Annotated in this window: 26 protein-coding genes; 21 read left to right on the top strand and 5 right to left on the bottom strand. The window is 51.1% G+C overall.

Annotation, left to right across the window (positions count from 1 at the left end):
- Positions 1–100 precede the first annotated feature (100 nt).
- Positions 101–1,174 carry a glycosyltransferase family 9 protein gene (locus tag BLQ88_RS27900; protein WP_090156302.1) on the top strand — a complete coding sequence of 358 codons (1,074 nt, stop codon included), beginning with the start codon at positions 101–103 and terminating at the stop codon, positions 1,172–1,174.
- Here the strand turns inward: BLQ88_RS27900 and BLQ88_RS27905 are convergent.
- On the bottom strand, positions 1,166–1,828 hold the full coding sequence (locus BLQ88_RS27905; protein WP_090156303.1) for a YggS family pyridoxal phosphate-dependent enzyme: 663 nt from the start codon (positions 1,826–1,828) through the stop codon (positions 1,166–1,168). The genes BLQ88_RS27900 and BLQ88_RS27905 overlap by 9 nt on opposite strands.
- A 140-nt stretch (positions 1,829–1,968) precedes the next feature.
- On the opposite strand from BLQ88_RS27905, the gene BLQ88_RS27910 reads away from it, so the two are divergent.
- The 4 genes from BLQ88_RS27910 (at position 1,969) to rplI (ending at position 4,143) form a co-directional block, all read left to right on the top strand.
- Positions 1,969–2,910: a DUF8428 domain-containing protein gene (locus BLQ88_RS27910; protein ID WP_090156304.1), complete on the top strand. Its 942-nt coding sequence runs from the start codon at positions 1,969–1,971 to the stop codon at positions 2,908–2,910.
- A 130-nt stretch (positions 2,911–3,040) separates the two neighbouring features.
- Positions 3,041–3,421, top strand: coding sequence for a 30S ribosomal protein S6 (gene rpsF / locus BLQ88_RS27915; RefSeq protein ID WP_090156305.1), 381 nt, complete (start codon positions 3,041–3,043; stop codon positions 3,419–3,421).
- Between the two features lie 3 nt (positions 3,422–3,424).
- Positions 3,425–3,676 carry a 30S ribosomal protein S18 gene (rpsR, locus tag BLQ88_RS27920; protein WP_015811483.1) on the top strand — a complete coding sequence of 84 codons (252 nt, stop codon included), beginning with the start codon at positions 3,425–3,427 and terminating at the stop codon, positions 3,674–3,676.
- A gap of 20 nt (positions 3,677–3,696) precedes the next feature.
- The gene (gene rplI, locus BLQ88_RS27925) at positions 3,697–4,143 is read left to right on the top strand and encodes a 50S ribosomal protein L9 (RefSeq protein WP_090156306.1); all 447 of its coding nucleotides are present in this window, start codon (positions 3,697–3,699) and stop codon (positions 4,141–4,143) included.
- Between the two features lie 164 nt (positions 4,144–4,307).
- Here rplI and lysM read toward each other — a convergent pair whose 3' ends face one another.
- On the bottom strand, positions 4,308–4,775 hold the full coding sequence (lysM, locus tag BLQ88_RS27930) for a peptidoglycan-binding protein LysM (RefSeq protein ID WP_090156307.1): 468 nt from the start codon (positions 4,773–4,775) through the stop codon (positions 4,308–4,310).
- Between the two features lie 198 nt (positions 4,776–4,973).
- Here lysM and BLQ88_RS27935 point away from each other — a divergent pair, with 198 nt between their 5' ends.
- Both BLQ88_RS27935 and BLQ88_RS27940 read left to right on the top strand, forming a co-directional pair.
- Positions 4,974–6,605 carry a glycerol-3-phosphate dehydrogenase/oxidase gene (locus tag BLQ88_RS27935; protein ID WP_090156308.1) on the top strand — a complete coding sequence of 544 codons (1,632 nt, stop codon included), beginning with the start codon at positions 4,974–4,976 and terminating at the stop codon, positions 6,603–6,605.
- Positions 6,606–6,646: 41 nt separating this feature from the next.
- Entirely contained in the window at positions 6,647–7,690 is a 1,044-nt protein-coding gene (locus BLQ88_RS27940; protein ID WP_090156309.1) for a beta-ketoacyl synthase chain length factor, read from the top strand.
- A gap of 6 nt (positions 7,691–7,696) precedes the next feature.
- Here the strand turns inward: BLQ88_RS27940 and BLQ88_RS27945 are convergent, their stop codons facing one another.
- The 3 genes from BLQ88_RS27945 to BLQ88_RS27955 are packed head-to-tail and all read right to left on the bottom strand — an operon-like array spanning position 7,697 to position 14,361.
- Positions 7,697–8,941 (bottom strand): NAD(P)/FAD-dependent oxidoreductase, encoded by a 1,245-nt coding sequence (locus BLQ88_RS27945; RefSeq protein ID WP_090156310.1) that lies wholly within the window; start codon positions 8,939–8,941, stop codon positions 7,697–7,699.
- A 1-nt stretch (position 8,942) separates the two neighbouring features.
- On the bottom strand, positions 8,943–10,475 hold the full coding sequence (locus BLQ88_RS27950; protein WP_090156311.1) for a phytoene desaturase family protein: 1,533 nt from the start codon (positions 10,473–10,475) through the stop codon (positions 8,943–8,945).
- Between the two features lie 22 nt (positions 10,476–10,497).
- Positions 10,498–14,361, bottom strand: coding sequence for a 1-acyl-sn-glycerol-3-phosphate acyltransferase (locus tag BLQ88_RS27955; protein WP_090156312.1), 3,864 nt, complete (start codon positions 14,359–14,361; stop codon positions 10,498–10,500).
- Between the two features lie 146 nt (positions 14,362–14,507).
- On the opposite strand from BLQ88_RS27955, the gene flxA reads away from it, so the two are divergent.
- The 14 genes from flxA (at position 14,508) to lolA2 (ending at position 25,678) form a co-directional block, all read left to right on the top strand.
- The gene (gene flxA, locus BLQ88_RS27960) at positions 14,508–16,037 is read left to right on the top strand and encodes a flexirubin biosynthesis tyrosine ammonia-lyase FlxA (RefSeq protein ID WP_090156313.1); all 1,530 of its coding nucleotides are present in this window, start codon (positions 14,508–14,510) and stop codon (positions 16,035–16,037) included.
- Positions 16,034–16,765 carry a flexirubin biosynthesis SDR family reductase FlxB gene (flxB, locus tag BLQ88_RS27965; RefSeq protein ID WP_090156314.1) on the top strand — a complete coding sequence of 244 codons (732 nt, stop codon included), beginning with the start codon at positions 16,034–16,036 and terminating at the stop codon, positions 16,763–16,765. The genes flxA and flxB overlap by 4 nt, the downstream gene beginning before the upstream one ends.
- A 3-nt stretch (positions 16,766–16,768) precedes the next feature.
- The gene (locus BLQ88_RS27970) at positions 16,769–17,986 is read left to right on the top strand and encodes a beta-ketoacyl-[acyl-carrier-protein] synthase family protein (protein WP_090156315.1); all 1,218 of its coding nucleotides are present in this window, start codon (positions 16,769–16,771) and stop codon (positions 17,984–17,986) included.
- Positions 17,987–18,187: 201 nt separating this feature from the next.
- Positions 18,188–18,454 carry a phosphopantetheine-binding protein gene (locus tag BLQ88_RS27975; RefSeq protein WP_015811471.1) on the top strand — a complete coding sequence of 89 codons (267 nt, stop codon included), beginning with the start codon at positions 18,188–18,190 and terminating at the stop codon, positions 18,452–18,454.
- 2 nt (positions 18,455–18,456) lie between these two features.
- Complete coding sequence (locus BLQ88_RS27980) at positions 18,457–19,323, top strand: lysophospholipid acyltransferase family protein (protein ID WP_090156316.1); 867 nt, start codon at positions 18,457–18,459, stop codon at positions 19,321–19,323.
- Positions 19,323–19,742, top strand: a complete 420-nt coding sequence (locus tag BLQ88_RS27985) for a hotdog family protein (protein WP_090156317.1) — start codon at positions 19,323–19,325, stop codon at positions 19,740–19,742. The genes BLQ88_RS27980 and BLQ88_RS27985 overlap by 1 nt, the downstream gene beginning before the upstream one ends.
- Positions 19,743–19,759: 17 nt before the next feature.
- Positions 19,760–20,173, top strand: a complete 414-nt coding sequence (locus BLQ88_RS27990) for an acyl-CoA thioesterase (protein ID WP_090156318.1) — start codon at positions 19,760–19,762, stop codon at positions 20,171–20,173.
- Entirely contained in the window at positions 20,149–21,252 is a 1,104-nt protein-coding gene (locus tag BLQ88_RS27995; RefSeq protein ID WP_229212903.1) for a beta-ketoacyl synthase N-terminal-like domain-containing protein, read from the top strand. Before BLQ88_RS27990 ends, BLQ88_RS27995 begins: the two co-directional genes overlap by 25 nt.
- A complete protein-coding gene (locus tag BLQ88_RS28000) occupies positions 21,249–21,875 on the top strand; it encodes a hypothetical protein (RefSeq protein ID WP_090156320.1) in 627 nt (208 codons plus the stop codon). The genes BLQ88_RS27995 and BLQ88_RS28000 overlap by 4 nt, the downstream gene beginning before the upstream one ends.
- A gap of 23 nt (positions 21,876–21,898) precedes the next feature.
- Positions 21,899–22,159: a phosphopantetheine-binding protein gene (locus BLQ88_RS28005; protein ID WP_090156321.1), complete on the top strand. Its 261-nt coding sequence runs from the start codon at positions 21,899–21,901 to the stop codon at positions 22,157–22,159.
- Positions 22,160–22,171: 12 nt separating this feature from the next.
- Positions 22,172–23,356: a beta-ketoacyl-[acyl-carrier-protein] synthase family protein gene (locus BLQ88_RS28010; protein WP_090156322.1), complete on the top strand. Its 1,185-nt coding sequence runs from the start codon at positions 22,172–22,174 to the stop codon at positions 23,354–23,356.
- Positions 23,349–24,284 (top strand): beta-ketoacyl synthase chain length factor, encoded by a 936-nt coding sequence (locus BLQ88_RS28015; protein WP_090156323.1) that lies wholly within the window; start codon positions 23,349–23,351, stop codon positions 24,282–24,284. Before BLQ88_RS28010 ends, BLQ88_RS28015 begins: the two co-directional genes overlap by 8 nt.
- The gene (locus BLQ88_RS28020; protein WP_090156324.1) at positions 24,274–25,059 is read left to right on the top strand and encodes a polysaccharide deacetylase family protein; all 786 of its coding nucleotides are present in this window, start codon (positions 24,274–24,276) and stop codon (positions 25,057–25,059) included. The genes BLQ88_RS28015 and BLQ88_RS28020 overlap by 11 nt, the downstream gene beginning before the upstream one ends.
- On the top strand, positions 25,046–25,678 hold the full coding sequence (lolA2, locus tag BLQ88_RS28025; protein ID WP_090156325.1) for a flexirubin biosynthesis/transport protein LolA2: 633 nt from the start codon (positions 25,046–25,048) through the stop codon (positions 25,676–25,678). Before BLQ88_RS28020 ends, lolA2 begins: the two co-directional genes overlap by 14 nt.
- Positions 25,679–25,680: the final 2 nt, after the last annotated feature.

Consider the following 25,680-nt stretch of genomic DNA (forward strand, 5'->3'; position numbering starts at 1 on the left):
TGCGGACGCAGGCGCGACCAACTCTTTCTGGCAATTTTATTAACTTGCGCGCTTCGGAAAGGCATTTTGGAATGCCGGCCAAAGGGAAACGATCAGACCAATGACCATAGAACGCTTCATTCAGCTGTGGACGCACCGCTATCATAAATATACACACATTGCCAAAGCGCATTTGAAAGGCCGCCGGGCCCGGACGCATTTCCGGGGCGTGAAAAGCAGGCTGAAAAAAGGGCAGGAGCTGATCGCGATCATTCGTACGGAGCATTTCGGGGATATTGTGGCCGCTGAGCCGATCTCGCGTTACGTGCGCGAGCAGTATCCGGATGCGCACATCGTCTGGTTTGCGAAGCCAGCATTCGCGGAGCTTGTGGCGCATAATCCGAATGTGGATGAGGTTTTCAAAGAATTCTGCGTGACGGAGCGGCGTGTACTGATGGAAGGTAATGTGTTCGATAAAGTTTTTGAACTGCAATTCAGAAATAATAACCATTGTCCTAAATGCCAGGTGTTTACGGAAAACCCGGTAGCATTGCAGCGCGACATCAATGTTTTCAACTACTTTGATTACGGCAACCTGCTGGAAGTTTTCGCGCAGACAGGCGATCTCATTCCTCCGAAAACAGCCTTCCCCGCCGACGACCAGCCGCGCTTGTACCTGCAACCGTCGCACAAAGCGAAAGTGGATAATCTCGGTTTGCCCGAAAAATTCATTGTAATGCATTGCCGCTCGAATTATGAGCCCAAAGACTGGCCTGCCGATCGCTGGAACCAGCTGGTCCATTGGCTGGCGGAACAATATGATTACCAGTTGGTTGAAATTGGCCTGGAAAGCAATTTGAATGTTAGTACCCCTGCATACCGTAACCTTTGCGGCCAGCTGAGCATTCTGGAAACCGCGGAAGTGATCCGCCGGGCGTCGTTTTTCATCGGGCTCGACAGCGGACCGTCGCATTTGGGGAATGCAACCGGCACATTCGGCATTATCCTGATGGGCGCGCTCAATAACTTCCTGAATTATAATCCCTATTCGGGCAGGTATGGCCGGCAGGAGAATGCATTGCTGGTAAGGAAGGCAGGGCTGCCTTGTGCGCAGCTGCCGTTTGACTTCGTGCAGGAGCAGGTGAAATCGGTGCTGGAAAAAAGCGCTGATAATGCGCCAAAAGTGCTATCGTGAACCGAAAATCGCGCTTCCCACGCGTACGAGCGTGCTGCCTTCTTCCTGGGCGATGAGGTAATCGCCGCTCATGCCCATGGAGAGTTCGCGCATGGTAACCTGCTCGTTTTCGTGTGCTTTGAAGGATTCGAACGTGTTTTTCAAACCGCGGAATTCAGCCCTTACCACATTCAGGTCGTCGGTATTGGAGGCCATGCCCATCAGTCCCGCGATTTTTACATTACTTAATGCAGCAAGCTCGGAAGAGGTGATAATTTCCAATGCCTCTTCTTCGGAAAGGCCGAATTTGGTTTCTTCTTTTGCAATATAAATCTGTAAAAGACAGGCAATTACCCGATCGTTCTTTTTTGCTTCCTTATTAATTTCTTTAAGCAGTTTAAAACTATCCACCGAATGCACCAGGCTAACGAACGGCGCCATATATTTAACCTTGTTGGTCTGCAAATGCCCGATCATGTGCCATTCGATGTCTTTGGGAAGGGCTTCGTATTTGGCTACCATTTCCTGCACCTTATTTTCCCCGAAAAGCCTTGCCCCGGCCTCGTAAGCCTCGGTGAGTAAGGTGGTTGGCTTGGTTTTTGTAACCGCGACGAGTCGTGTTTCTTTGCGGAGTCCTTGTTGTATATGGGCCAGGTTTTCGGCTATGGAAGGCATGTAGAGGTGCTAAAAAATTGATAATTAAGCAGTTAATCCGGTTATTTATTCACCGGAAGCTATAAATCGCTGTTGGCGTATTTCAAAATTGAAAAAAACATACTTCTTTTACCAACTAAATTCAAAATTTAACCTTCTGTATGGACTACAACCAGGAACAAAAGCAAGACAGAAAAACGCTACTATGGGCCGCATTGGCCGTTTTGCTGTTGCTTAATTTGGTGCTTGTTTACTTTATATATCACGAGAAGCAGGAAAACCTCGCGAAAGACGAGATCATTACCGCCAAAACCGAGGAGGTACTTTCCATTAAAACCAAACTGGATTCCATTTCCACAGAGCTCGACATTAAAATTGCAGAAATCCAGAAGCTGGGCGGCAGCGTCGACTCGCTGGTGGCATTGAAGGCGCAGCTCGAAAAGGATAAGAAGGAACTCAAAAATGCCAGCACCTATTCGGCGGCGAATTACAACCAGAAGATCAAAAACTACGAATCGGTTTTGTCTGAGAAAGACGGGGAAATTGCGCGTCTGAGACAAGAGCTCGGCATTGCCACTACCAAAAACGAAGAGCTGAACCAGAAAGTGACCGGCCTGGAATCGGAAAAGCAGTTGCTCGCTGACTCGGTATCGACCTATTCTGCACAAAACAAGGAACTTGCCGACAAAGTAACGCTGGCATCCGCACTCCACGCGGAGAGTGTGAGCGTGAACGCGGTTTCTTCGAAAGGCAAAGAGCGTGAAGGCGGTAAATACCGGGCAAAACGCATCGATAAGCTGAGAGTGAACTTCAAGCTGGCCGAGAATGCGGTGGCGAAGCAGAATGAAAAAGACATTTACCTGCGCGTACTCGATCCGGATGGCGCGGTGCTGTCGGATATGGCAACGGGCTCCGGTTCATTCATGCACAATGGCAAAGAATTGATTTTCAGCTCGAAACAAACTGTGAGCTTTACGAATACGGGGCAGTCGGTTGACATTTTCTACGGCCGCGGCGGTATTCCGATGAAAGACGGCAAGTACGTGATCGAGCTGTACAGCGAAGGCTTCAAGATCGGCCAGGGCGATTTTACCGTGAAATAATAGGCGGTAACTTCGGTTAAGTCATTGCAGGGCTTGGAATTCTAAATTCCAAGCCCTATTTTTGCACCCTCATTTTGATCATTGTGTCAGAATGAGGTTTTTAATTTATCATACAATAACCAATTACCGTATGTCTAAGCAATATGAAACGGTGTTCATTCTAACTCCCATTTTGTCTGAGGCCCAGGCAAAGGACGCCGTTGAAAAATTCACGACAATCATCACTTCCAACGGTGCGAAGATTGTACATGAAGAAAACTGGGGATTGCGCAAGCTGGCCTACCCTATCCAAAAGAAAAACTCAGGTTTCTATCACGTAGTAGAATATACTGCGAACGAAGGAAACGTGGTGGACGTTTTGGAAACCGAGTTCCGTCGTGACGAGCGCGTTTTGCGTTTTATGACTATCGCCCTGGATAAGCATTCAATTGCTTACAACGAGAAGAAACGTAAGGGTCTGGTAGGCAAGAAGAAAGAAGAAGCAACTGAGTCAAAAACCGAAAACGCATAAGCTATGTCACTCGTAAACGAGCCGGTTGAAAAAAACATTAACCGCAAAAAATACTGCCGTTTCAAAAAAGCAGGCATCAAATACATCGATTACAAGAACCCGGATTTCCTCCTGAAACTTGTGAACGAGCAAGGTAAAATCCTTCCACGCCGCCTTACCGGTACAAGCTTGAAATATCAGCGCAAAGTATCACAGGCGATCAAAAGAGCACGTCACCTGGCCCTGTTGCCGTTTGTTGCTGACCAATTGAAATAATACAGTAAAGAGCTATCATAATGGAAATCATACTTTTAACAGATATAGCAGGGGTAGGTTACAAGAACGATATCGTGACTGTGAAAGCAGGTTACGGTCGTAACTACCTGATCCCTCAGGGTTTTGCGTTGCTGGCAAATGCCTCCAACCGCAAAATCGTTACTGAAAACGTACGTCAGGCTGCGCACAAAGCTGAAAAGCTGAAAAAAGACGCGGAAGACATCGCAACAGCGATCGGCGAGCTGGTAATCGATATCAAAACTGTGGTAGGTGAAAGCGGCCGTATCTTCGGACGTGTTACCAACACACAGGTGGCTGACAGCCTGAAAGCAAAAGGCTTCGATATCGACCGTAAGAAAATCACTGTGGATGATGTGAAATCAATCGGTACTTACGCCGCATTGATCGACCTTCACAAAGAAGTGAAACACAAAGTTACGTTGAACGTAGTAGCAGCGGAAGACTAAGCGTTTCGATAATGCATTGAAAAAAGGACGGCTCGTGAGAGGCGTCCTTTTTTTGTATGGTAAGGTTGTTGTGATGACCGCCGACGGCCGAATGCTTGTTCTTTTGCGTCAGGGCAGTAACATGCGATCGGCGGTCGGCCGTCAGTGGTCGGCGGTCAAAACCATCACTTCACCGCCGGAATCCGCAACACCTGTCCCGGATAAATCAGATCCGGATCTTTCAGCATTGGCTTGTTGGCTTCGAAAATGATAGGGTATTTCATCATGTCTCCGTAAACGGTCTGGGCGATTTTGGAGAGCGTGTCGCCTTTTACTACCGTGTGGTAAGTGGCTTCGGGCTCGGGGGTGGCTACCTGCAAGCGGTTATCGACCACCTCTACGCCTTCCACATTGCCTACCGCCAATGCGATTTTTTCGGCATCCTCCTGTTTGGCGACTTCGCCTTCGAGGGTAACCGTATCGCCCGAGGTTTTTACGGTGAGGCTATTGTAGGAAAGTCCGAGCGACTTCACGTGCGCGAGCAATGCGCTGGCACGCAACGGTTCCGCTTCCGGGGTAGGAGCTGCTGCGGGAGCATCTTTACCACCGAATACTTTTTCTCCAACACCTTTGATAAAAGAGATTAAGCCCATGTTTGTGAGATTTTGGTTAATGGAATGAATTGTGTTTGTAAATGAAAGGTAGCGGTAATGTTAACTTTCTTGCGGGTAAGATGCAATTATTATACCAAAATTGCCAACGCATATAGATTTGATAATATGGGTTTTTCCGGGCGCAACTTTGTATTTTTGCAGCTGGTCACAACTACGCTGAATACGCATTAAGTCTCAATGAACCGCACCACATCGCTTGCCAGGTTACAAAATGAATTGTTCGATATCGTCATCATCGGTGCTGGCGCCAGCGGGGCGGGATGTGCCCTGGATGCGGTTTTAAGAGGGTATAAGGTGGCCCTTATTGATAAAAAAGACTTCGCCTCCGAAACTTCCTCGCGCTCTACCAAGCTCATTCACGGCGGTGTCCGTTACCTGGAACAGGCATTCAAAAAGCTCGATTTCGCGCAATTGAAGCAGGTTCGGCACGGATTGGAAGAACGACACATTGTGTTGAAAAATGCGCCGCACCTCGCGCGCCCGCTCGCGCTCATGACGCCCGTAAATTCGTGGATCGAAGGACTGTACTTCACGATAGGGCTTTCGTTGTACGACCGGTTCGCTACCAATGATACGTTGCCGAAAAGCCAGTGGCTCAACAAGAAGGAAGTGCTCGCGAAAATCCCGACGCTGGACAGGAAAAAGCTGCACAGCGGCGTGCTGTATTTCGACGGCCAGCTCGACGACGCGCGCTATTGCCTCGCATTGGCGCAATCCGCATCCGAGAATGGCGCAGCAGTAGCTAACTATGTGGAAGTAAAGGGTTTTGGCAAGGATGAAAATGGCAGCATACAGGCTGTGCAAGCCGCTGACGCATTGAGTGGAAAAGCGGTGACCATCCGCACAAAGCTCGTGATCAACTGCACCGGCCCGTTTTCCGACCATGTCCGACTGATGGCGAATGCTGCATTAAGCGAGCGCATCCGTCCCAGCAAAGGCGTGCACCTGGCATTGCCACACAATACATTGAACAGCGAATACGCGATGCTCATCCCGAAAACCTCCGATGGCCGCGTCGTGTTTGCGATACCGTTCGAAGGCTCGACGATGATCGGTACCACCGATACGGAATGTGAGGAAATAGACGCCGAACCGACGCTCAATCGCAAGGAAAGGGAATACCTCGCGGCTACATTGAATCCGTACCTCGCCAAACCCATCGATGCAAGCGAACTCCGGGCCGGTTTCGGCGGATTGCGGCCATTGCTGGCAGCCGATCCTACCAAATCGACCAAAAGTCTCGTGCGCGACCACGAGGTGGAGCTGGACCTGGCATCGGGGCTGATCAGCCTGCTGGGTGGGAAATGGACAACCTACCGGCTCATGGCGAAAGATGCCATCGACGAGGCTGACAAGGTTATGGGTGAACCCAGAATTTGCAAAACCGCCGATTACGTATTGGCCGGGGGCGAAAACTACCGGAAGAAAAGCTGGAAGGATATTCAGGCGCAATTTGGGCTGCCTGAGGACATTTCGCGGCATTTGGCGCTCAAATACGGCTCACGTGCGCACCTGGTCGCGTCGCTCGCACGCGAGGATGCGCAGTTGCAGGAAAGGCTCAGCCCCGCGCACCCCTACATCCGCGCCGAGGTGGTACACGCGGTACGCAATGAGATGGTGGTCACCCCGCGCGACTTCCTGGCCCGCCGCATCCGCCTCGAAATTACGGATTGGGATGAAACCTTAAACTCCCTGCCGGTTGTTGCTGATCTGATGGCACGCGAATTGGGCTGGACCGAAGATGAGAAAGCGAAGTACGCCGATGCGTACGCCGCCGAAATCGCGAAGTTTATCACCGACGCGCGATAACCGCACCGGGTAGCCGACACCACCAGCGTTAAATTTTAAGAATGTATATTACCGATTCAGCCTGCATATCGCCCCAGCGCACATTTGACAATGCTTTTTTCGAAGGCGATATCAAAGTGCATGAAGGCGACAGGTACATTGCCGTTGAACCTGCATATGGTCAGCTTATTCCCGCCGGCTTGCTCCGAAGGATGGGCAAAGCGGTACGCATGGGAGTAGGAGCGGGCCTTCCGCTCATGCAGGACGCACAGATTGAAGGGATCGTCCTTGGTACCGCAAACGGCGGCCTGGAAGATTGTCTCAAATTCCTGAACCAGATCGTCGACTACGACGAGGGCACGCTTACCCCGACCAATTTTGTACAAAGCACGCCCAATGCGGTAGCCGGTAACCTCGCATTGATGAGCAAGACGACGGGTTATAACACCACCCACGTGCACAAGGGCCTCGCATTCGAGGCTGCATTGCTCGATACCATGCTCCTGCTGGAAGAAAAGCGCGGCAAGACGTTCCTGGTAGGGAGTATTGAAGAGATTTCAGACTATAACCATAATATCGACCTTCTGGCTGGCTCTTTTAAAACCGGCTATTTTACGTCCGAAAACTTGCTTACGCTCGATTCCCCAGGCTCTGCCAACGGGGAGGGTTCGGCGATGTTTGTCGTCGATGCGGAGCGGACGCAGAATGCAGTTGCGCAGATCCGGGATGTTTTCCAAAGCAATAACCTTGCAGAAAAGGAGCTGGCGCTGGTCGTAAATGCCTTTTTACAAAGAAACGGCCTGCAAGCGACGGACATCGACGCGGTGATCATGGGTATCAGCGGCGATAACCGAACGGACCACTGGTATTTCAACCTGCAAAAGGCACTATTTGAAGGGAGTAATTGCTACACCTACAAAAATATGGTCGGCGATTACCCAACGGCTTCCGCGTTCGCGACGTGGATGGGGGCGCACGTGATCGCAGGCAACCGCGTGCCTCAGGCGTGCGTGTGGGCGCAAAAAAATACCCGCACTCCGAAGCATATCCTGATCTACAATCATTATAAGGCTTCGCAGCACGGGTTTATATTACTCGGTTCCTGATATCGCTCAGGAACCTGCTTCTTCCGCTTTTTCCTTCATTTTGATCACCTTAGCGAGCGTAGGAAGGATGGTATCGTGCTTTTTCACGAAAGGATTGTTCTGGTCCCAAACGTAGCCGGCGAGTACCGAGCAGATTTGTCGTTTGATATCTTCGTCGATATGTTTGGCAAATACAATCGTCTGAAAATCACCGGTATACCAGCCGCTAACATAGCTGCGGAACACATCGATACCTTTCTGGATCACTTCTTCGTATTCTTTCTTCCAATCCACGGTTTCGCCCTGTAAATGCCTGTGGGTCATTTTGGCTGAAAGCAGGCCGGATGCGGTGGCGAATGTAACACCAGAAGAGAAAATAGGGTCGAGGAACTCGGTACTGTTGCCCGAAAGGACAAAACCTTCGCCCGACATTTGGGTAACGCCGATTGAATAGCCCAGAATCGCCCGCGGCTCGAATTTGAAATTGGATTCTTTGAAACGGCCACTGAGGTCTTCGAAATTGCGGACAAATTCCTTGTACTTCTCGCCATTGTTTTCAGCCAATGCCTCGATCTTCTCCCGGTCACCGACGATACCTACCGAAGTTGAACCATCCGAGAAGGGGATCGCCCAGATCCACGACTTGTTGTTGTCGAACGAATGCACGAAAATATTGTTGCTGGCTTCTTCCGAGCGGTTTTTGTCTTCCAAATGGGAGAACACAGCGCCGCGCGGCGTGAATGCGGATGGCTTGCTGAGATTGAAAAGCCTCGGCAAAACGCGCCCGTAACCGCTGGAATCGATAATGAATTTTGCTTCAATACGCTGCGGATTGCCTTCCGCATCCTTATAATCGACGATTTGCTTGTCGGGCCCGCATTGGACGGCGGTTACCTCGCATTCGAAATTGACGTCAACCCCTTTCTTCCGCGTGGCTTCGGCCAGTTTGTTATCGAAATCGGCCCGTTTTACCTGCCAGGTCCACGTCCAGCCCTGGGTAAACTGATCTTCGAACAGGAACTCGCAGCGCTTTTCCCCGCGCATGAATGCCGCGCCTGTTTTTTTCTGGAAATTCAGCGGCTCGATGGCCTCGCGCAGGCCGGCTTCTGTCAAATGCTCCATACAGCAAGGCAGCAGGCTTTCCCCGATCTGGAAGCGGGGGAATTTTTCTTTTTCAAGGATGGTGACGTCGTAGCCTTGCTTTTTCAGGTAAGAAGCCGCGACAGTTCCGGCAGGGCCGGCCCCAATAACCAGCACATCGACAGTTTGCATATTAGGCGTTTTTTACTTTTTGAATGAGTTTTTCTTTATCTACAAATGAGAAGCACGTTACAAATGCGCTGACGGTCACCCCCAAAATTCCATGCAATGACACATTCTGGCCCGTTAAATGCAAGTTTGGGATTTTGGTGCGGGTATTGATCCGCGTCTTCATCGGCGAGGCCGAATCTTTGAGAATGCCGTACATCGTGCCGTTGCCATTACCGATATAATCCCGGAATGTGAGCGGCGAAGCACTGTGCACGGTTTTGATCTTTGCCGTAATGCCCGGGAACACCGTTTCCAGCCGCGCGATCACCTGCGCTTCCCGGTTTTTTTTGAACTGCGCATACTCCGCATCCCGCTTGCCCGGCTCGGCCACGGTGCTGAAAGTACCGGCCCATTCGGCCGTTTCGCAGGCATTCATATAGCACATGATCGACATCGAGTCGGCGTACGCGCCTTTTTTTGAAATGTAGGGTGTACAAATAAAGTAGGTCTGCGGCCAGGTAGCCTGCGCATATTCCACGCCATCCCAGACGTCGTCGATATGGTGCTGGTAAATGTTGTAATTCAGGTAGTCAAAACTGTTTTCCTGGAATGAAATGTGTACCAGGAATGTAGAAATGCTGTTTTCAAGCGTTTGGACACGGTTTTTGTAAACACTTAAAAACCGCTCCTGCCCGAAAATGTCGATCGTAACAGCCGGGTGTACATTCGAGATAAATTCCTTCCCGCGGAAAGCCTCCCCGTTTTCGCATACCACTTCGGTAATGTGGCCTTTCTCGTCATAGCGGGCCGAAACCACCTTTTTATGTTTGTAAATCTCCCCGCCATGCTGCCTCACCGACCGGCTAAGCTGAATGGCGATCTGCGAGCCGCCGTCCACGAATTTATAGGCGCCAGTCAGGTAGCTTTTCATGATGAGCGCGTGGACATAAAACGGCGTCTTGTGCTTCACGCCGGCATACAAAAGGTTACTGCCCGCGAGCACATTCCGCAGCCGTACGTTGTCGGTGAGGGAGGCAATGTAGTCGTAGGCATTCAGGGAAAGCAGGTTTTCGTCGGCGAGGTAGTTTTCGCCCGCGGTTTCGAGGTTGTAAAGCGGGAATTTCTCGCAGGTTTCGGTCAGTTTCCGGCAATAGGCGCGGATGGCTTCCGTTTCTTCGGGGAAGTAGGAGATGAGTTTTTGCTCAAAATTCTCCAATCCTTGTGCGTAGGCGTATTCGCAACCGTCGTCGAAACGGATCAGATCGAATTGGTCGTCGTCGAGGCGTTTCAGTTTCAGCTTGTCGAGAATGCCGAAATATTTGAAAAACTGGTAGAGATTTTCACCCTCGTCCAACCCGCCTACATAATGCACGCCGGTGTCGAAAATACTTTTATCACGGCTGTAAACCTGCAAATGCCCGCCGATCTGGTGGTTTTTTTCCAGTACCACCACACTGTAACCTTCCATAGCCAGGATGTTGGCGCAAGCCAGACCGCCCAGTCCGCTCCCAACAATCACAAAATCATATTCCTTTTGCACGGCGGAAGTTTGCATTTAAATAGCGAATGGAGAAATCCTAGTTAGTAATCGGCGTAGTTACAGGCGTGGCCGGTTTGCGCAACACAAAAAGCACATTGGAAGTGTTTGCCGAGTGCTCCTGCATTTCATAGCCAAAACCGTACCGCGCTGCAAAGTTGCGGATGTCGGCGGATGCAAAGAAATGGAAATCATCGGTTTTGCGGTTGAATGCGAACAGGCCTGTCGACAATGCTTCTGTTTTTTGTGTGTTCTGGTGTTTGGCGGACAGGTCGGTAATGCCGTCACGGATGAAAAGCAAACCGTCGGGCGCCAATGCCGCGGCACACCGGTCGAGCAAAGTACGCTGTTTTTCTTCGGATAAATAGTGCAGCACATCATTCAGGAAAATGACATCCTGGGTGCCCAGGTCGGCTGCCATAATATCCTGGAATGCGAACCGCAGGTTGGCGCTCTTGTTATAGCTGTTTTCCGCTATTTCAATCTTGTCCTCGTCGTAATCGATACCCGTTATCACGCGGTCTTCGTTTTTGAAATGCAGGAAAAACGACAGGTATCCATAGCCGCAACCGACGTCCAGCATGCGCTTCCGGTCGCCGATCAGTTCATTATAGTAGGTGAAATTCTTACTTTCCAACCGCCATTTTACTTTGAAATACCATTCGAGAACCGGCCCTTTGAAGACATAATTGGTGAAAATCTTGTGTTTCAGATAGCCGGTATCCTCCATTTCATCCTTGAACGAGGCAAACTCCTGCTTGTAGAATGTGGCGATGGTTTTCGTTTTGTCGCGCAGCGTTGTGCCCCAGCGCGCATCCGCGTACGTAATGCGCGGGAGCACACGTACATTGAGCGCGCCCGGGCGTATGAGGAAGTCGTTTTTGGGCAGCACGTCGTGCGCGCCGTGGAGCATGATCGGCTGAATGTCGAGGCCGAGCTGCTCGGCGAGGTAGAATGCGCCTTTGTGGAAACGGGCGATGTTACCGTCTTCTGACCGCGTGCCTTCGGGGAAAATAAGTACCGAATAGCCCTCAGCTACCAATGCACGCACTTTTTCGATGTTCTCCTCAGGGCCGTCCTCGCTGTACACATAGCCTGCGTACCGGATAATGGGCCCGAAAAACGGCGATTTGTACACCCAGCCTTTCACCATCAGCACAATTTTCGGGTGCAACATAATCGCCAGCAATATGTCGAGGAACGAGGTGTGGTTGGCGATGAAGATCACCGGTTTGTCCATATCGAGATTTTCGCGGCCGGAGATATTCTTTTTCACGTGCGGGCCGGAGTAGATCACTGTTTTGGCATAAAAAGAAAGCGAATTGTTGATCGCCGCCTTCTTTTTCTTCTTCGACATCGGTAACAAAAGGATGGTCACGAGTTTGGAATGCAAAAACAGACAGCCAGACAGGAAATAGGTAAAGCTCGAAATGCTGATCAGGAATGGCAGCATTGTGACAGGCGCTTTCTTTTTGGCAATGCGTTTTTGAACAAACAAATCAAACATTACCGGCTGGAAAACGAAGGAAATAAAGAGGATGCAAACAATGCCCAGCACGCTGATGAGCGAAATCGAGTGAATAGCCGGGTGTTTGGCGAAAATCAGTACGCCGGTACCTATTAATGTAGTCGTGGCGGACAATGCAATCGCAGCCTGGTAGGAGCGGAGCGTGTCTTTGCCGGATTTGTATTTGCTCAGCAGTCCGTCGGTGACAAAAATGCTGAAATCGTCGCCCAGGCCGAAGATAAATGTGGTCACGATCACATTCACGAAGTTGAATTTAATGCCGAGAATGGCGGCAATGCCCAAAATCCAGATCCAGCTGATGACCATCGGCAAAAACGACAGCAATGTGAGCTCGATGCGACCGTAAACAATTAGTAATGTAAAGAATACAATCGACGCCGAAATCAGCAGCAGGTAATTGAAATCGTCCTTCACCATCGTGAGCAGCTCGCCCGCCAGCTCGCCCCGGTCGAAAAGCTCCACACCCTGGATGGCCCGCAACTCCTTTTTGACATCAGCCAGCTTGGTCTGATCGACAACTACGGTCGAAATGAACGTGGTGCTTGAGGATTTGATATCGATCAGGTTATCGACGCCGAGCTCACTGAAAAGCGTATCGAGCGAGACATTCGAACTGCTGCGCCCGGCAATCCAGCCTTTGAAATCATTGAAAGCATAGGCATTGAAGCCGTTTTTCGCGGCTGCCTGGTTGAAGATCCGAAACGTGGAATCGGTGCGGCCGGATGTCCAGAAGTTCTGCCAGCGTTGCATCCGCTCCCGTTTGAGGTCTTGCGGGATCAGTAACGAACCGGAAGATACGAAACTGACAATGCGGCCTTCGCTGCGCAATGCGGCCAGTTTTTGGTAAGCATTATGATTCACCTGCTCAGCCACGGCGCGGCGCGGATTGGACGCGAAAACGTAAATGCGCTTCTGTTTGCGCGGGTTAATGCCCGTGAGCGCTTCTTCGCGGCCGCTTAGCTCGGGGTCCTGGATGCTGAGGTTCTCAAAACTCGCGTCGAACTCGGTACCGCCGGAGAAATAGAGGAATATGACCGTGAGTACCGCGATGCCGGCCAATGTGGCACCGCGCCATTTGTCGGGAATGGTAGGAATGCGGAATGCGCTGTGCTCGCCGGGTATTTTTTGAATGTCGAAACGCGTGGAGGAAAGGATTACCGGCAATGCGGTGAGTGTAAATAGCGCCGCGCCGAACAATGCGAGCGAGGAAAACAGCCCAAAATCCTGTAAAACCGTCGAATTGGCGAAATGCAATGCACTGAATGCCATGACGGTCGTGAAGCTACCGGTCAGCAGCGGCCCGCTCACTTCCTTGATCGCGACCGGAATGGAATGGGTGTGGCGTAAATGCGTGAAAAAGTGGAATGCATAATCCAGCAGAATACCGAAGATCACCGCGCCGGTTGCCAGCGAAATGCCTGAGATTTCGGGGCGGATGTAGCCGATAATGCCCAATGCGAACAATGCGCCGAAAATCCCGGGCATTGTAATATATATAGGTATGAGCAACTTGCGATAGTAGGCGATGAGCAGCGCCAGAATGCCCGCCAATGCGAGAAACGACGTGAAATACGAGTCCTGCTTTACTTGTATCGCGTTCCGGGCAGCGATTTCGAATGTGCCGAAATAGGAGAACTTGTTATAGCGGTGCTGGCGGTTCCATTTGGCTTTGAATGCCTCCATCAACTCGAAAAGCGCCACATTCTTGTCGGAACTGCCCGAATCGAAGCTTGTAGACGCGAAAATGAGGATGCTCTTGCGGTCGGCGGTGAACATAATGCCGTCGTCCATCACCATCGCGCTGCTGTTGTTGGCGGCGTTGAGTTCTTTGAAATACTGCCCCGTAATGCCCAGCGGGTCATTTAATACGAATTGTTTCAAAAACGAGCCGCCTGGCGTGAGCAGCTGGTTGTAGGTGGAGGTAACCGACGCGCGGATCGAATCCGGAACAATGCGCGATTGAATATGACTATAATAGGAAGGCTCGATCAGCAGTGGAAAGTGGCTGTATACATATTGATATACATCTTCCTGTACATTCGGCCGCTCGGCCTGGATGTTGCGCACGAAGCTGTTGGTGTAGCGCCCGAGCGAATCGGTGAAGTTCTCGGCTATTTCCCGCGCCGTTTCGGTGTCGGTTTCAGCGGGGACTTCGAGCGAAAACACGATCTGGTTGATGATGTTTTTGCTTTCGACCAGCCGGTTGAACTCTTCGAAGCTTTTACCCTTCGGTAACGTCGCGAAAATACTTTCGGTTACTTTTAGCCGCGCAATACCGGCCACGAGGATACTGACAATGACGAGCAGGCTAAGGAAAAACGCGGCTTTGTGACTCGAAAGGAATTTGTTCAGCCTTAATAATAAATCTCCTAGCATTGACAGGGGAAACGTGAATGTCCGACAAAATTAATGAATTGTATCACTCAGGCAACTTCCGTGCCTGCTACCGCTCACCGGTTCGTGTTTGTCAAAGCGGCAAAAAAAGATTTATTTTACACCATATTCAATTATGCCATCATTAAATGAATCGTATTTCATTAGCTCAGATCGAGCAGTATGCTTTTGAAAAGAAGGAATTTATCTTAGCCGAAGACACCCTCCATCAAGTATCCCAATCATTCGCTTTTTTAACGAATTTCTCCAAGGACAAAATCATATACGGTATCAATACCGGTTTTGGCCCCATGGCGCAATACCGTATCGAGACCGACCAGCTCAATAACCTGCAATACAACCTGATCCGCAGCCATTCGAGCGGGGTAGGGAAGCCGCTGAACGAAATATACGCCCGTGCCGTAATGCTCGCGCGTCTGAATTCATTTTTACAGGCCAATTCCGGCGTAAGTACCGCCGTGATCAAGCAGTTGGTGGCGTTTCTGAACAATGGTGTCGTTCCTGAAATCTTCGAACACGGCAGCGTAGGCGCGAGCGGCGACCTGGTGCAACTTTCACATCTGGGTTTAAACCTGATCGGCGAAGGGCATGTTTATGACAATGGCCTGCGCCGCAAAACAGCGGAAGTTTTAGCTGAAAAGAGCATCAAACCGCTCAAAATGGAGCTCCGCGACGGCCTCGGGCTGATCAACGGTACCTCCTGCATGACGGGGATGGCGGCGATCAATATCGTTTATGCCAAACGGCTGGTGCAATGGGCGATTACCGCGTCGTCGATGATCAACGAGGCGATTGAATCTTTTGACGATTCGTTCTCGAAGCAGCTGAATGCCGTGAAGCATCACAAAGGCCAGCAAACGGTGGCGCAGCTCATGCGCGACTTTGTAGCCGGCAGCGGCTTGATCCGCAGTCGCGAGGAGCTTTTCCGCGATGATACGGCGATGCAGAAGACCGAGTTTGAAAGAAAAATACAGGAATACTACTCGATCCGCTGCGTGCCGCAAATCCTTGGCCCGGTGCTGGATACGATCCAATATGCACAAGAGGTGGTTGAAAATGAGTTGAATTCAACCAACGACAACCCGATCGTGCGGCCGGAGGATGATAATGTTTTCCACGGAGGTAACTTCCACGGAGACTATATTTCACTGGAAATGGATAAGGTGAAACTCGTACTCACCAAGCTGACGATGCTGATGGAACGCCAGCTCAACTTCCTGATGAACAATAAACTGAATGGCAAATTCCCGCCGTTCCTCAATGCAGGAACCTGGGGTTTGAACTTTGGCTTCCAGGGCGTGCAGTTTACAGCTACTTCCACCACCGCCGAAAGCCAGGCGCTATCGACTTCGGTTTACATTCATAGTATTCCAAACAATAACGACAACCAGGATATCGTGAGCATGGGTACCAACTCGGCGGTGATCGCCAAGCAGGTGCTTGAAAACGCGTTTCAGGTCATGTCGATCCACATTATGGCGATTTGCCAGGCGATTGACCTGCTGCATCCCGAAGAAAAAGAGAAGCTGTCGCCGAATGCGAAATCGGTGTACACGCGGATCCGGGAGCGTGCCCAATTCGTGACCGACGACGTGCCGCAGTACGAAAGCATCGCGGCCGTTTTTGAATACATCAAAGAAACCCCATTCCACTTATGAATTGCGCATTGGTAACCGGTGCTTCCCGAGGACTCGGCAGGGCCATTGCGGTCCAGCTTGCCAAGGACCATGGTTTACATATATTAGTCAATTATGCCTCCAACCAGGCCGCCGCGGAAGAAACGCTCGCGGAAATACAGGCCAATGGCGGCAGCGGCGAATTGCTGCATTTCAATGTACAGAACAAGCCGGAGGTCGATGAAGCATTGAACAGCTGGCGCGAAAAGAACGAAGACAAGTTCATCGGTGTTTTGGTGAATAATGCAGGCATTACCCGTGACGGGCTGTTTATGTGGATGCCTGAAAAGGACTGGGACGATGTGCTGAACATTTCCGTGAAAGGCCTTTATAATGTGACCCAGAATGCGATCCAGCAAATGCTGCGCAAACGCGCGGGCCGGATCGTGAACATCGCGTCGGTGTCGGGCTTGAAAGGCGTGGCGGGGCAGACGAACTATTCGGCGGCGAAAGGGGCGATTATCGCATCCACAAAGTCGCTGGCGCAGGAAGTTGCTAAGCGCAAAATCACCGTGAATGCCGTAGCGCCGGGTTTCATCACGAGCGACATGACCAAAGATTTGAACGAAGACGAATTGAAACAAATGATCCCGATGAACCGTTTTGGCAAGGCGGAAGAGGTGGCGCACCTGGTGAGCTTCCTCGTTTCCGACAAAGCCGCTTACATTACCGGCGAAGTGATCAATATTAACGGAGGTATTTACGCATAATCCATGAGCCAAAGGGTTGTCATTACCGGTATCGGCATTTATTCCTGTCTGGGCAAAAACCTGGGCGAGGTGACGCAATCGTTGTATGCCGGTAAGAGTGGCATTGTTTTCGATCAGGTACGGAAAGATTTCGGCTTCCGCTCGGCCCTCACGGGGATGGTGGAAGAGCCCGATCTGAAAAACTACCTCTCGCGCCGCCAGCGCGTGGGAATGCACCAGCCCGCGGTATACGCGTACATGGCCACGCACGAGGCATTGGCATTGTCCGGCCTGGATATCGACTTCCTCGAACAGACAGAAACCGGCATTATCTACGGCAACGATAGTACTGCGGCATCGGTAGTGGAAGCGGTGGATAAAGTCCGCGAAAAGCACGATACGACGCTGATCGGCTCTGGTGCCATTTTCCAGAACATGAACAGCACGGTGAATATGAACCTGTCGACGATTTTCAAGTTGAAAGGCATCAATTTCACACTGAGTGCGGCTTGCGCTTCGGGTTCGCATTCAATCGGGATGGGTTACCTGATGATCAGCCAGGGCTTGCAGGAGCGCGTGATATGCGGGGGCGCGCAAGAGATTAACGCTTCGGCGATGGCGAGTTTCGATGGCCTGGGTACATTTTCCGTCCGTGAAGCAGAGCCGGAAAAAGCTTCCCGCCCATTTGACCGCGACCGCGACGGGCTGATCCCGAGCGGCGGTGCGGCCACCGTAATCCTTGAATCTTACGAAGCCGCCGTGAAACGCGGCGCGCCGATACTAGCCGAGCTGATCGGCTACGGCTTCTCGTCCAACGGCGACCATATTTCAAACCCCAGCATCGACGGCCAGACGCGTTCGCTCCAAATGGCTTTGAAACAGGCCGGCATTACCACCAGCGAGGTCGACTACATCAACGCACACGCCACATCCACACCCGTGGGTGACGGCAGCGAGGCACGTGCAATTTTCGAGGTGTTCGGCGGGGATGTGCCGGTGAGCTCCACCAAGTCAATGACCGGCCATGAGTGCTGGATGGCAGGTGCGAGCGAGATCGTTTACTCGCTGCTGATGATGCAAAACTCCTTCGTTGCGCCTAATATCAACTTCGAAAATCCCGACGAAGATTCGGCTAAAATCAATATTATCGCCGAAACCAGGGAGCAGACGATCAATTGCTTCCTTTCCAATTCGTTCGGTTTCGGCGGTACGAATTCAACGCTGATCGTCAAGAAGATCTAAATTTTACCCCGTCACATTACTACTACAACTTCGTGAACGGCGGTGTGCCGCAGACGAAATTTTGTATTTTTGTTAACCTCCAATATTCCATCCGCCAACTGCAATGATTTCCAGTGGATTTTATTGTGTGATGAAGGTCTTTTATTTGAAAATTTGGGAATATTTTTAAACTATCGGCAAGAATAAACTAATTTTGCAGCTATGTATGCTAACGACGTTAAAATGAGTTGGGAAGAAGTAATTGAAGAAACCAGAGATTTTTTATCTGAGGAATTCGAGGTGGACCGGGATTTGATTCTTCCTGAAAACAGTCTGAAAGACACGCTGGATCTGGACAGTCTCGACTACGTCGACCTGGTTGTGCTTATCGATGAAAATCTCAATATCAAGCTCACTGGCGAGGATTTCAAGGAAATCGTGACGTTCGGTGATTTCTATCAGCTTGTCCGCAAGAAACTCGCATTGTAAGAATGAGCCGTTGGGACGGTAAGACCAAAGGATCGTTAACGGGTTACAAAATTTTCCTGTTTTTTATCAAAACCCTGGGGCTAGGGTTCGCCTATGGGCTCCTGCGGGTGGTTACTTACTACTATTATCTGTTTGCGGCAAAGCCCCGGGAGGCCTTGCTGGATTTTTACCAGAATACCCTTCACATCTGCGGTTCCGATGCCCGCAAAATGGCACGCAGGAACTTCTATATTTTCGGGCAAACGCTCGTCGACCGGGCCGCGTTCCTGTTGGGCAGCGACCGGCAATTCTCCCATGTTTTTGAAAATGAACAATACCTGATCGACATCCGCGACGCAGGCAAGGGAGGGGTTTTGCTGAGCGCGCACGTGGGTAACTGGGAAACCGCCGGTAACCTGCTCAAAGGCCGCATTACCCCGACGATCAACATTGTAATGCTGGACGCGGAGGTCGAGAACATCAAAAAGTACATGGATCTGTCAACCGGCGGCTCGCGGTTCAAGGTAATCGCGATCAAGGACGATCTGTCACATATCATATCGATCCGTAATGCATTGGTTAACAATGAATTCGTAGCCATTCATGCAGACCGCTACCTCGAAGGCGCCAAATTTATCGAGATGGATTTCCTGGGACGTAAGGCCAAGTTTCCCTACGGCCCTTTTGTGATCGCGTCGAAATTCAATGCGCCGGTAACCTTCGTATTTGCGGCCAAGGATGGTAAATACAGTTATCATTTGAGCTGCACAAAGCCCATCGAAGCGAAAATGAAGCCCGAGGAGATCGCACAGCTGTACGTGGAAGAGCTGGAACGGAAAGTGAAAGCATTTCCCGAGCAATGGTTTAATTATTTCAATTTCTTTCAATAATGATTGTCCCGAAAGACGCCATCACCGATTACATTCCACACCGCGCCCCTTTTGTGATGGTCGATAACCTCGTGAATGCCACGCGTGAGCGGTTTGAATCGGATTTTACGGTTACGAACGATAATGTGCTGGTGAAGAATGGCTTTTTTCAGGAGACGGGGCTGATCGAACACATGGCACAGACCTGCGCGGCGGCGTTCGGGTACCTGGACAGGGAGGCTGGCGGCGAGCCAAAAATCGGTTTTATCGGGGCGGTGAGCAAAGTGCTTGTGACTGAGCTGCCTCCGGTGGGTGCCACTATACAAACGGTTGTCACACCCCTGCACCAGTTGGGAAATATTTACCTCGTAAAGGGCGAAAGTTTCCTGGATGGGCGTATATTGCTGGGATGTGAACTAAAAATCGTCGTAAGCGAGTAACCCCTAATAACTGATTCATGATTGTTTCCGAAATAGATATAGATATCCGATTCAGCGAGACCGATGCCATGGGTGTGGTGTGGCACGGCAACTATCTGAAATTTTTCGAGGATGGCAGGGAGGCTTTTGGGAAAAAATTCGGATTGGAATACCTCGATATCCACGCCAAAGGCTTTGTGACGCCCATTGTGAAGTCGGAAATCGACCATAAGGCACCTGTTTACTACGGGCAGGCGATTAAAGTCATTACGAAATACATTCCCACCAAATCGGCGAAAATTCAGTTCGAATACGAGGTGATCAACGTCACTACGGGGCAGCTTTGTGCTACGGGAAAAACCATGCAGGTATTCCTCGACCGCGATTCGCGCGAGCTGGAACTGATCTCGCCGGACTTTTACAAGGAATGGAAAGCGCAGTACGACCTATGATTTACATTGGTGCGGAGGTGATCGTAAGCCCGCTGGGCGATAGTGCGGAGGATAACTGGAACGCGCTCCGTGAAAATCGCAGCGGCATTGCGCTCGTACCGTCGGCGGGTTTTAATCAGGAAGACATTCATTTATCCAAAATAGCTGGCCTGAACGGGCCATTACGTTTTCAGCAACTGGTAATCAAAGCATTATCGGCACTGAAAGAGCGGATAGACGCTTCTATGCTCGCGTCTGACCGCACGATCGTGCTCATCAGCTCCACGAAAGGCGCGCTGGACGATAACCTGCACGATCAGTTCAGCCAAACCTGCGCCGCAGTAAAGCAGCAATTCCACCTGGCACATTTGCCGATGGTGATTTCCAATGCCTGCATTTCCGGCGTGCTCGCGCTGAACATGGCGGGTAATATGGTTGAAATTGGTCAATATGAGCATGTTATTGTAATTGGCTGCGACGCTGCGTCCGATTTTGTACTATACGGCTTTCAATCACTTTTTGCCGTGAGCGACAAGCCTTGCGCACCATTCGACGCGGCACGGAACGGCATTACGCTGGGAGAAGGTTGCGGAGCTGCATTGGTTTCGGCTTCCAAATCAGTTTTCAATAATACACCATTACAACTCCTCGCGGGCGCAAGCGCGAACGACGCGAACCATATTTCGGGGCCGTCGCGGACGGGAGAGGGGTTGGTAAGGAGCGTAAGCCGCACGATGCAAAGGCATGGAACCGGTACCGATGAGGTCGACTTTATCTGCGCGCATGGCACAGGTACGGTTTTCAACGATGAAATGGAAGCCATCGCATTCGACCGGCTCGCATTATCGGACAAGCCGTTGAACAGTTTGAAAGGCTACTTCGGGCACACGCTCGGTGCTGCGGGAGTCATCGAAACGGCGGTTTGCATGCAAATGATGCGGAATGGAATGCTGATCAAAAGCCTGGGTTACCGTGATGCGGGTACTTCCAAGCCTTTGAACGTCATTCTTGAAAACCAACCGAAAGAACTACGGACGATCCTGAAAACAGCTTCGGGTTTCGGTGGGGGTAATGCATCGTTGATGATCAGGAGTTTATGAAAGTAATTACAGCATATTGCAACCTGCGTGCCAACGAGGCGCTCGTGAACGGCGAAGTAATCGCGCGGCGCGATGCGGGTTCGGAGGATTCGTGGTTCAAGCAGATTTACAGGCAGCAGGAATTGGCATATCCCAAATTTTACAAAATGGATGTGCTCTCGCAGGCCGGTTACCTGGCTTCGGAACTGATGAAACGTGCCGATCCGGGTATTTTCGCGGATTATGCCGACGATGAGATCGCGCTGGTGTTTGCCAACGCGTCATCCAGCGCGGAGACCGACCGCCGTTTTATGCATTCTTATGAAAGTGGCGGATCGCCGAGCCCGTCGCTTTTCGTATATACATTGCCCAACATCGTACTGGGCGAATTAGCCATTCTGAACAAATGGTACGGTGAAAATATGTTTGCTGTTTTGCCTAAATTCACACCCGGTTTTTACCTGGATTATAGCCGGATACTGTTCGCCTCGGGCAGCCGCGCACTGCTGGGCGGGTGGCTGGAAGTGACGGCGAACGGCACGGACGTATTCCTTTTTTTGGTGGAAGAGAAGGTAAGTGGAACGGAATTTAACGATGAAAACCTCCTTCACCTGTCGCAGGCCGGCGCGGTCGCGGCATATTAACAGACGCTCAATTAATCAGCAAAATGGATAGTTTAAAAGAAGATCTTAAAAAACAGATTATCGAACAGCTCAACCTGGAAGACCTGACGGCAGCGGATATCGCCGACGACGCGCTGCTTTTCAACGACCAGGGCATCGGGCTCGATTCGATCGACGCGCTCGAACTGATCGTACTGCTCGAAAAATACCACGGTATCCAGCTCACCAACCCCGAGGAGGGCAAGGAGGCTTTCAAGTCCATCAACACGATGGCGGAGTACATTCGTAAGAGAAAAGCAGCTTAACCACCACACCGAATGGGCGTTTGCATTACCGGTATCGGCATCGTGTCGGCCATTGGCATGTCGGTGGAGGAAAACCTGAACGCATTGCGAGAGGGCAAAACGGGCATTGGGCCGCTGCATTACCTGCGAGGTACCAAGGCCCAGCTGGCCGGAGAAGTGAAAGCCTCCAACGACGATTTACGCGCCTCATTGGGCGTGGGTACCGGGTACGTTTCGCGTACCTCCCTGCTCGGGTTGCAGGCGGCGCGCGAGGCCTGGGGCGACAACAAACGCTCCGGCGTGATCCGTACCGGCATCATTTCGGCCACATCGGTAGGAGGCATGGACCGCAGCGAGGTTTTTTACAAAGATTATCTAGCTCAAAACAGCCCGGATTACCAGTTGCTGACCACGCACGATAGTGGTAGCACCACCGAGCGCATTGCGAGGGAACTGGGCATTACCGGTTATATCGATACCCTTTCAACCGCGTGTTCCTCCGGGGTGAACGCCATTATGCTCGGCGCAAGGCTGATCCTGCAAGGCACGCTCGACCGCGTGCTCGTAGGCGGTTCCGATGCATTGAGCGGCTTCACCATCGACGGCTTCCGCTCGCTGATGATCTACGACGACCAATGGTGCCGGCCCTTCGACGATTCACGTGCAGGGCTTAACCTCGGCGAAGGTGCAGGTTTTTTGCTTTTGGAAGGTGAAAAAAGCCTGGAATTGACGGGTAATAAGCCCATTTGCAATGTAAGCGGCTGGGCCAATGCGGCCGATGCCTACCACCAGACAGCCTCGTCGCCGGACGGTAAAGGTGCTACTTTGGCGATTCAAAATGCCATCAGCCGCGCCGGGATCGGACTGGATCAAATTTCATACGTGAATGCGCATGGTACGGGCACGAAAAACAACGACCATTCCGAATCCGTAGCATTACAGAATGTTTTCGGGGACCGGGTACCGCCATTCAGTTCTACGAAAGCATTCACAGGCCATACTTTGGCAGCCGCAGGTGCCATCGAAGCGGTGTTTTCGGTGCTGGCCATTCAGCATAACCTCATTTTTCCGAATCTCAATTATCGCACGCCCATTGCTGAAACCGGCCTGGTACCGGCTACGCGGCTGGAAACCGGCGCGGAGGTGAATGCGGTGCTTTCCAACTCTTTTGGTTTCGGGGGAAATAATTCATCCTTGGTTTTGACGAAATATGAGTAAACCGGCATTGTACATTTCGGCGGCGTCCACGATTTCGCACCAGCCAACTTTCCGTAATGCGGGCTTTTCGGAGACGCTCGGGCCGGTTGAAGCTTCTTCTGCATTGATCAGCCCTGATTATAAAGCCTATATCGATGCCGGATTGCTGCGCCGGATGAGCAAGATCCTCCGTATGTCGGTCGCTTGCGCCAAAGACTGCGTAGAGCAGGCTGGGAGCGGGCAGCCGGACGCGATTGTCGTAGGGACAGGGCTGGGCTGTTTGCAGGATACCGAAAAGTTTCTGAACACCTCGCTCACCGTCGAAGGCCTGCTTCCACCGACGTCATTTATCCAGTCGACGCATAATACCATGGCCGGGCAGATTTCGCTCAGCCTCGGCAATCATGGTTATAATATGACCCACACGCAGAACACGCTGTCGTTCGAGCACGCATTGCTCGACGCGGCGATGCTCCTGCGCGAAGGCGACCGCAATGTGCTTGTGGGCGCGGCGGATGAGCATATCGATATTCTGAATGATATAGCGGTGCAACTTGCATTCGAAGCGACGGCACCGTTGACTTCCGCAGCGTCGTTTTTTATCCTTTCCGATGAGCATACGGGTAATGCGGCGGCAGCGCTTGCGGATCTATTTACGAGCGGCGCAACGGACAATGCACAGGAGGAAATCGACGCGTTTCTGGACCGGAACGGATTGCAGCCCGGTGACATCGATCTCGCATTGTACGCAGGTAAGCCCGTGTCAGGCGTTGCGCGCAATATCGATTATTTGCCGCTGGCAGGTGTTTATCCAACGGCGTCCGCATTTGCAATGCATTATGCTGTCGATGTTCTTTCGGAAAATAGTAAGGTAAGGAATGTGTTGATTTGTAATACATTAAGAAAAAGTAACCTGGGGTTAATCCTTCTGCAAGCCGTTGAAGCATAATCTTCTCATATTCTTCTGCATTACGGCGGCGGCGCTCAGTTCCATTATTTTTTGGGAAACCGATTACCTGTGGCTCGTGCTGGCTGGTATTGCATTGCTATTTATGGGTGTTACAGCTTATGGCTCAGCACAAATTCAGGTCAATTATTTTGTAAAATCCATTAACAAAGGCGGCCGGGTTTCCGGTAGGCCCAAAGCCATCGCGCTCACCTTCGACGACGGCCCCGACCCCGATTCGACGCCCCGCATTCTCGACACATTGCTGGAAAACGATTTGAAAGCGACATTTTTCATAATCGGAAGGAAAGCCGTGAACCACCCCGAGCTTTTACGCCGGATCGTGGACGAGGGCCATACCATTGCCAACCATTCGTACAGCCATCATTACCTCATAGCCCTGTTTTCGACTCGGAAGCTCCGGTCGGATATTCAACAATGCAATGAGGCGATTCGCGACATAACCGGGCGCGTTCCGATGTTTTTCAGGCCGCCGTTCGGTGTGACGAACCCCCGTTATGCGGCTGTTTTGAAGGATTTACAAATGCAGTCGATCGGCTGGTCGCTCAGGAGCATGGATACGCGCGCAAAGAACAAGTACCAGCTCATCAATACCATTATTTCAAAATTAAAGCCCAAAGACATCGTTCTGCTTCACGACCACCTGGCGCTGACGGCCGATACTTTGCCGGACATTATCGGACATTGCGGCGAAATGGGCATTAAAATAGAACCGCTTCCCCGGCTGATCGGGAAGGAACCTTATGAAAAGCATTAGAATATTCATCATAATGGCCGTTTTTACCGCGGCGCATTTTGCGCAGGCTCAGTCATTTAAACCGGTGGCTAATGCGGAAAAGGTACTGGCTGAATTGAGGAAGATTTCGCAGGCTACGACCTCCATTCAGGCGTCGTTTACCGAGGAGAAATATCTGGCCGTACTCAAAGAGCCGGAGAGATCGTCGGGCGTGTTTTACTACCAGCAAAAAGACAAGATGCGCTGGGAGCAGCGGACGCCTTCGAAATACATTATCCTCATCAACGGCGACAAGCTGCGTGTGCAGGAAGGCAATAAGGAGAAAAATGTAGGGCAGGCGGGCCGTATGGCGGCGCAGATCAAAGAATTGATGATCGGGCTTGTGAATGGTGATTTTCAGCAGAATAAGGGCTTTTCATCGACCGTACTGGAAGATGGCGACCAGTACCAGATTGTCCTCACGCCGGTGAACCGCCGGTTGAAGAACATTTATGCCAAAATTGCGATGAATTTCTCCAAAAGCTCGCTGCGTTTGAAAGAGCTTTCGTTTTTCGAGAAGGGCGGCGATAAGAGCATTATGAAGTTTCAGCAGGAAAAATTCAATCAGCCGATCGCGGAAAACCTTTTCAAAGACCTTTGACC

Source organism: Dyadobacter soli (assembly GCF_900101885.1).
GTDB lineage: Bacteria > Bacteroidota > Bacteroidia > Cytophagales > Spirosomataceae > Dyadobacter > Dyadobacter soli.

Bases quoted from the DNA above. Each gene is read 5' to 3' on its own strand.
- BLQ88_RS27900 (WP_090156302.1), top strand. From the start codon at position 101: ATGACCATAGAACGCTTCATTCAGCTGTGGACGCACCGCTATCATAAA.
- BLQ88_RS27905 (WP_090156303.1), bottom strand. From the start codon at position 1,828: ATGCCTTCCATAGCCGAAAACCTGGCCCATATACAACAAGGACTCCGC.
- BLQ88_RS27910 (WP_090156304.1), top strand. From the start codon at position 1,969: ATGGACTACAACCAGGAACAAAAGCAAGACAGAAAAACGCTACTATGG.
- rpsF (WP_090156305.1), top strand. From the start codon at position 3,041: ATGTCTAAGCAATATGAAACGGTGTTCATTCTAACTCCCATTTTGTCT.
- rpsR (WP_015811483.1), top strand. From the start codon at position 3,425: ATGTCACTCGTAAACGAGCCGGTTGAAAAAAACATTAACCGCAAAAAA.
- rplI (WP_090156306.1), top strand. From the start codon at position 3,697: ATGGAAATCATACTTTTAACAGATATAGCAGGGGTAGGTTACAAGAAC.
- lysM (WP_090156307.1), bottom strand. From the start codon at position 4,775: ATGGGCTTAATCTCTTTTATCAAAGGTGTTGGAGAAAAAGTATTCGGT.
- BLQ88_RS27935 (WP_090156308.1), top strand. From the start codon at position 4,974: ATGAACCGCACCACATCGCTTGCCAGGTTACAAAATGAATTGTTCGAT.
- BLQ88_RS27940 (WP_090156309.1), top strand. From the start codon at position 6,647: ATGTATATTACCGATTCAGCCTGCATATCGCCCCAGCGCACATTTGAC.
- BLQ88_RS27945 (WP_090156310.1), bottom strand. From the start codon at position 8,941: ATGCAAACTGTCGATGTGCTGGTTATTGGGGCCGGCCCTGCCGGAACT.
- BLQ88_RS27950 (WP_090156311.1), bottom strand. From the start codon at position 10,475: ATGCAAACTTCCGCCGTGCAAAAGGAATATGATTTTGTGATTGTTGGG.
- BLQ88_RS27955 (WP_090156312.1), bottom strand. From the start codon at position 14,361: ATGCTAGGAGATTTATTATTAAGGCTGAACAAATTCCTTTCGAGTCAC.
- flxA (WP_090156313.1), top strand. From the start codon at position 14,508: ATGAATCGTATTTCATTAGCTCAGATCGAGCAGTATGCTTTTGAAAAG.
- flxB (WP_090156314.1), top strand. From the start codon at position 16,034: ATGAATTGCGCATTGGTAACCGGTGCTTCCCGAGGACTCGGCAGGGCC.
- BLQ88_RS27970 (WP_090156315.1), top strand. From the start codon at position 16,769: ATGAGCCAAAGGGTTGTCATTACCGGTATCGGCATTTATTCCTGTCTG.
- BLQ88_RS27975 (WP_015811471.1), top strand. From the start codon at position 18,188: ATGTATGCTAACGACGTTAAAATGAGTTGGGAAGAAGTAATTGAAGAA.
- BLQ88_RS27980 (WP_090156316.1), top strand. From the start codon at position 18,457: ATGAGCCGTTGGGACGGTAAGACCAAAGGATCGTTAACGGGTTACAAA.
- BLQ88_RS27985 (WP_090156317.1), top strand. From the start codon at position 19,323: ATGATTGTCCCGAAAGACGCCATCACCGATTACATTCCACACCGCGCC.
- BLQ88_RS27990 (WP_090156318.1), top strand. From the start codon at position 19,760: ATGATTGTTTCCGAAATAGATATAGATATCCGATTCAGCGAGACCGAT.
- BLQ88_RS27995 (WP_229212903.1), top strand. From the start codon at position 20,149: ATGGAAAGCGCAGTACGACCTATGATTTACATTGGTGCGGAGGTGATC.
- BLQ88_RS28000 (WP_090156320.1), top strand. From the start codon at position 21,249: ATGAAAGTAATTACAGCATATTGCAACCTGCGTGCCAACGAGGCGCTC.
- BLQ88_RS28005 (WP_090156321.1), top strand. From the start codon at position 21,899: ATGGATAGTTTAAAAGAAGATCTTAAAAAACAGATTATCGAACAGCTC.
- BLQ88_RS28010 (WP_090156322.1), top strand. From the start codon at position 22,172: ATGGGCGTTTGCATTACCGGTATCGGCATCGTGTCGGCCATTGGCATG.
- BLQ88_RS28015 (WP_090156323.1), top strand. From the start codon at position 23,349: ATGAGTAAACCGGCATTGTACATTTCGGCGGCGTCCACGATTTCGCAC.
- lolA2 (WP_090156325.1), top strand. From the start codon at position 25,046: ATGAAAAGCATTAGAATATTCATCATAATGGCCGTTTTTACCGCGGCG.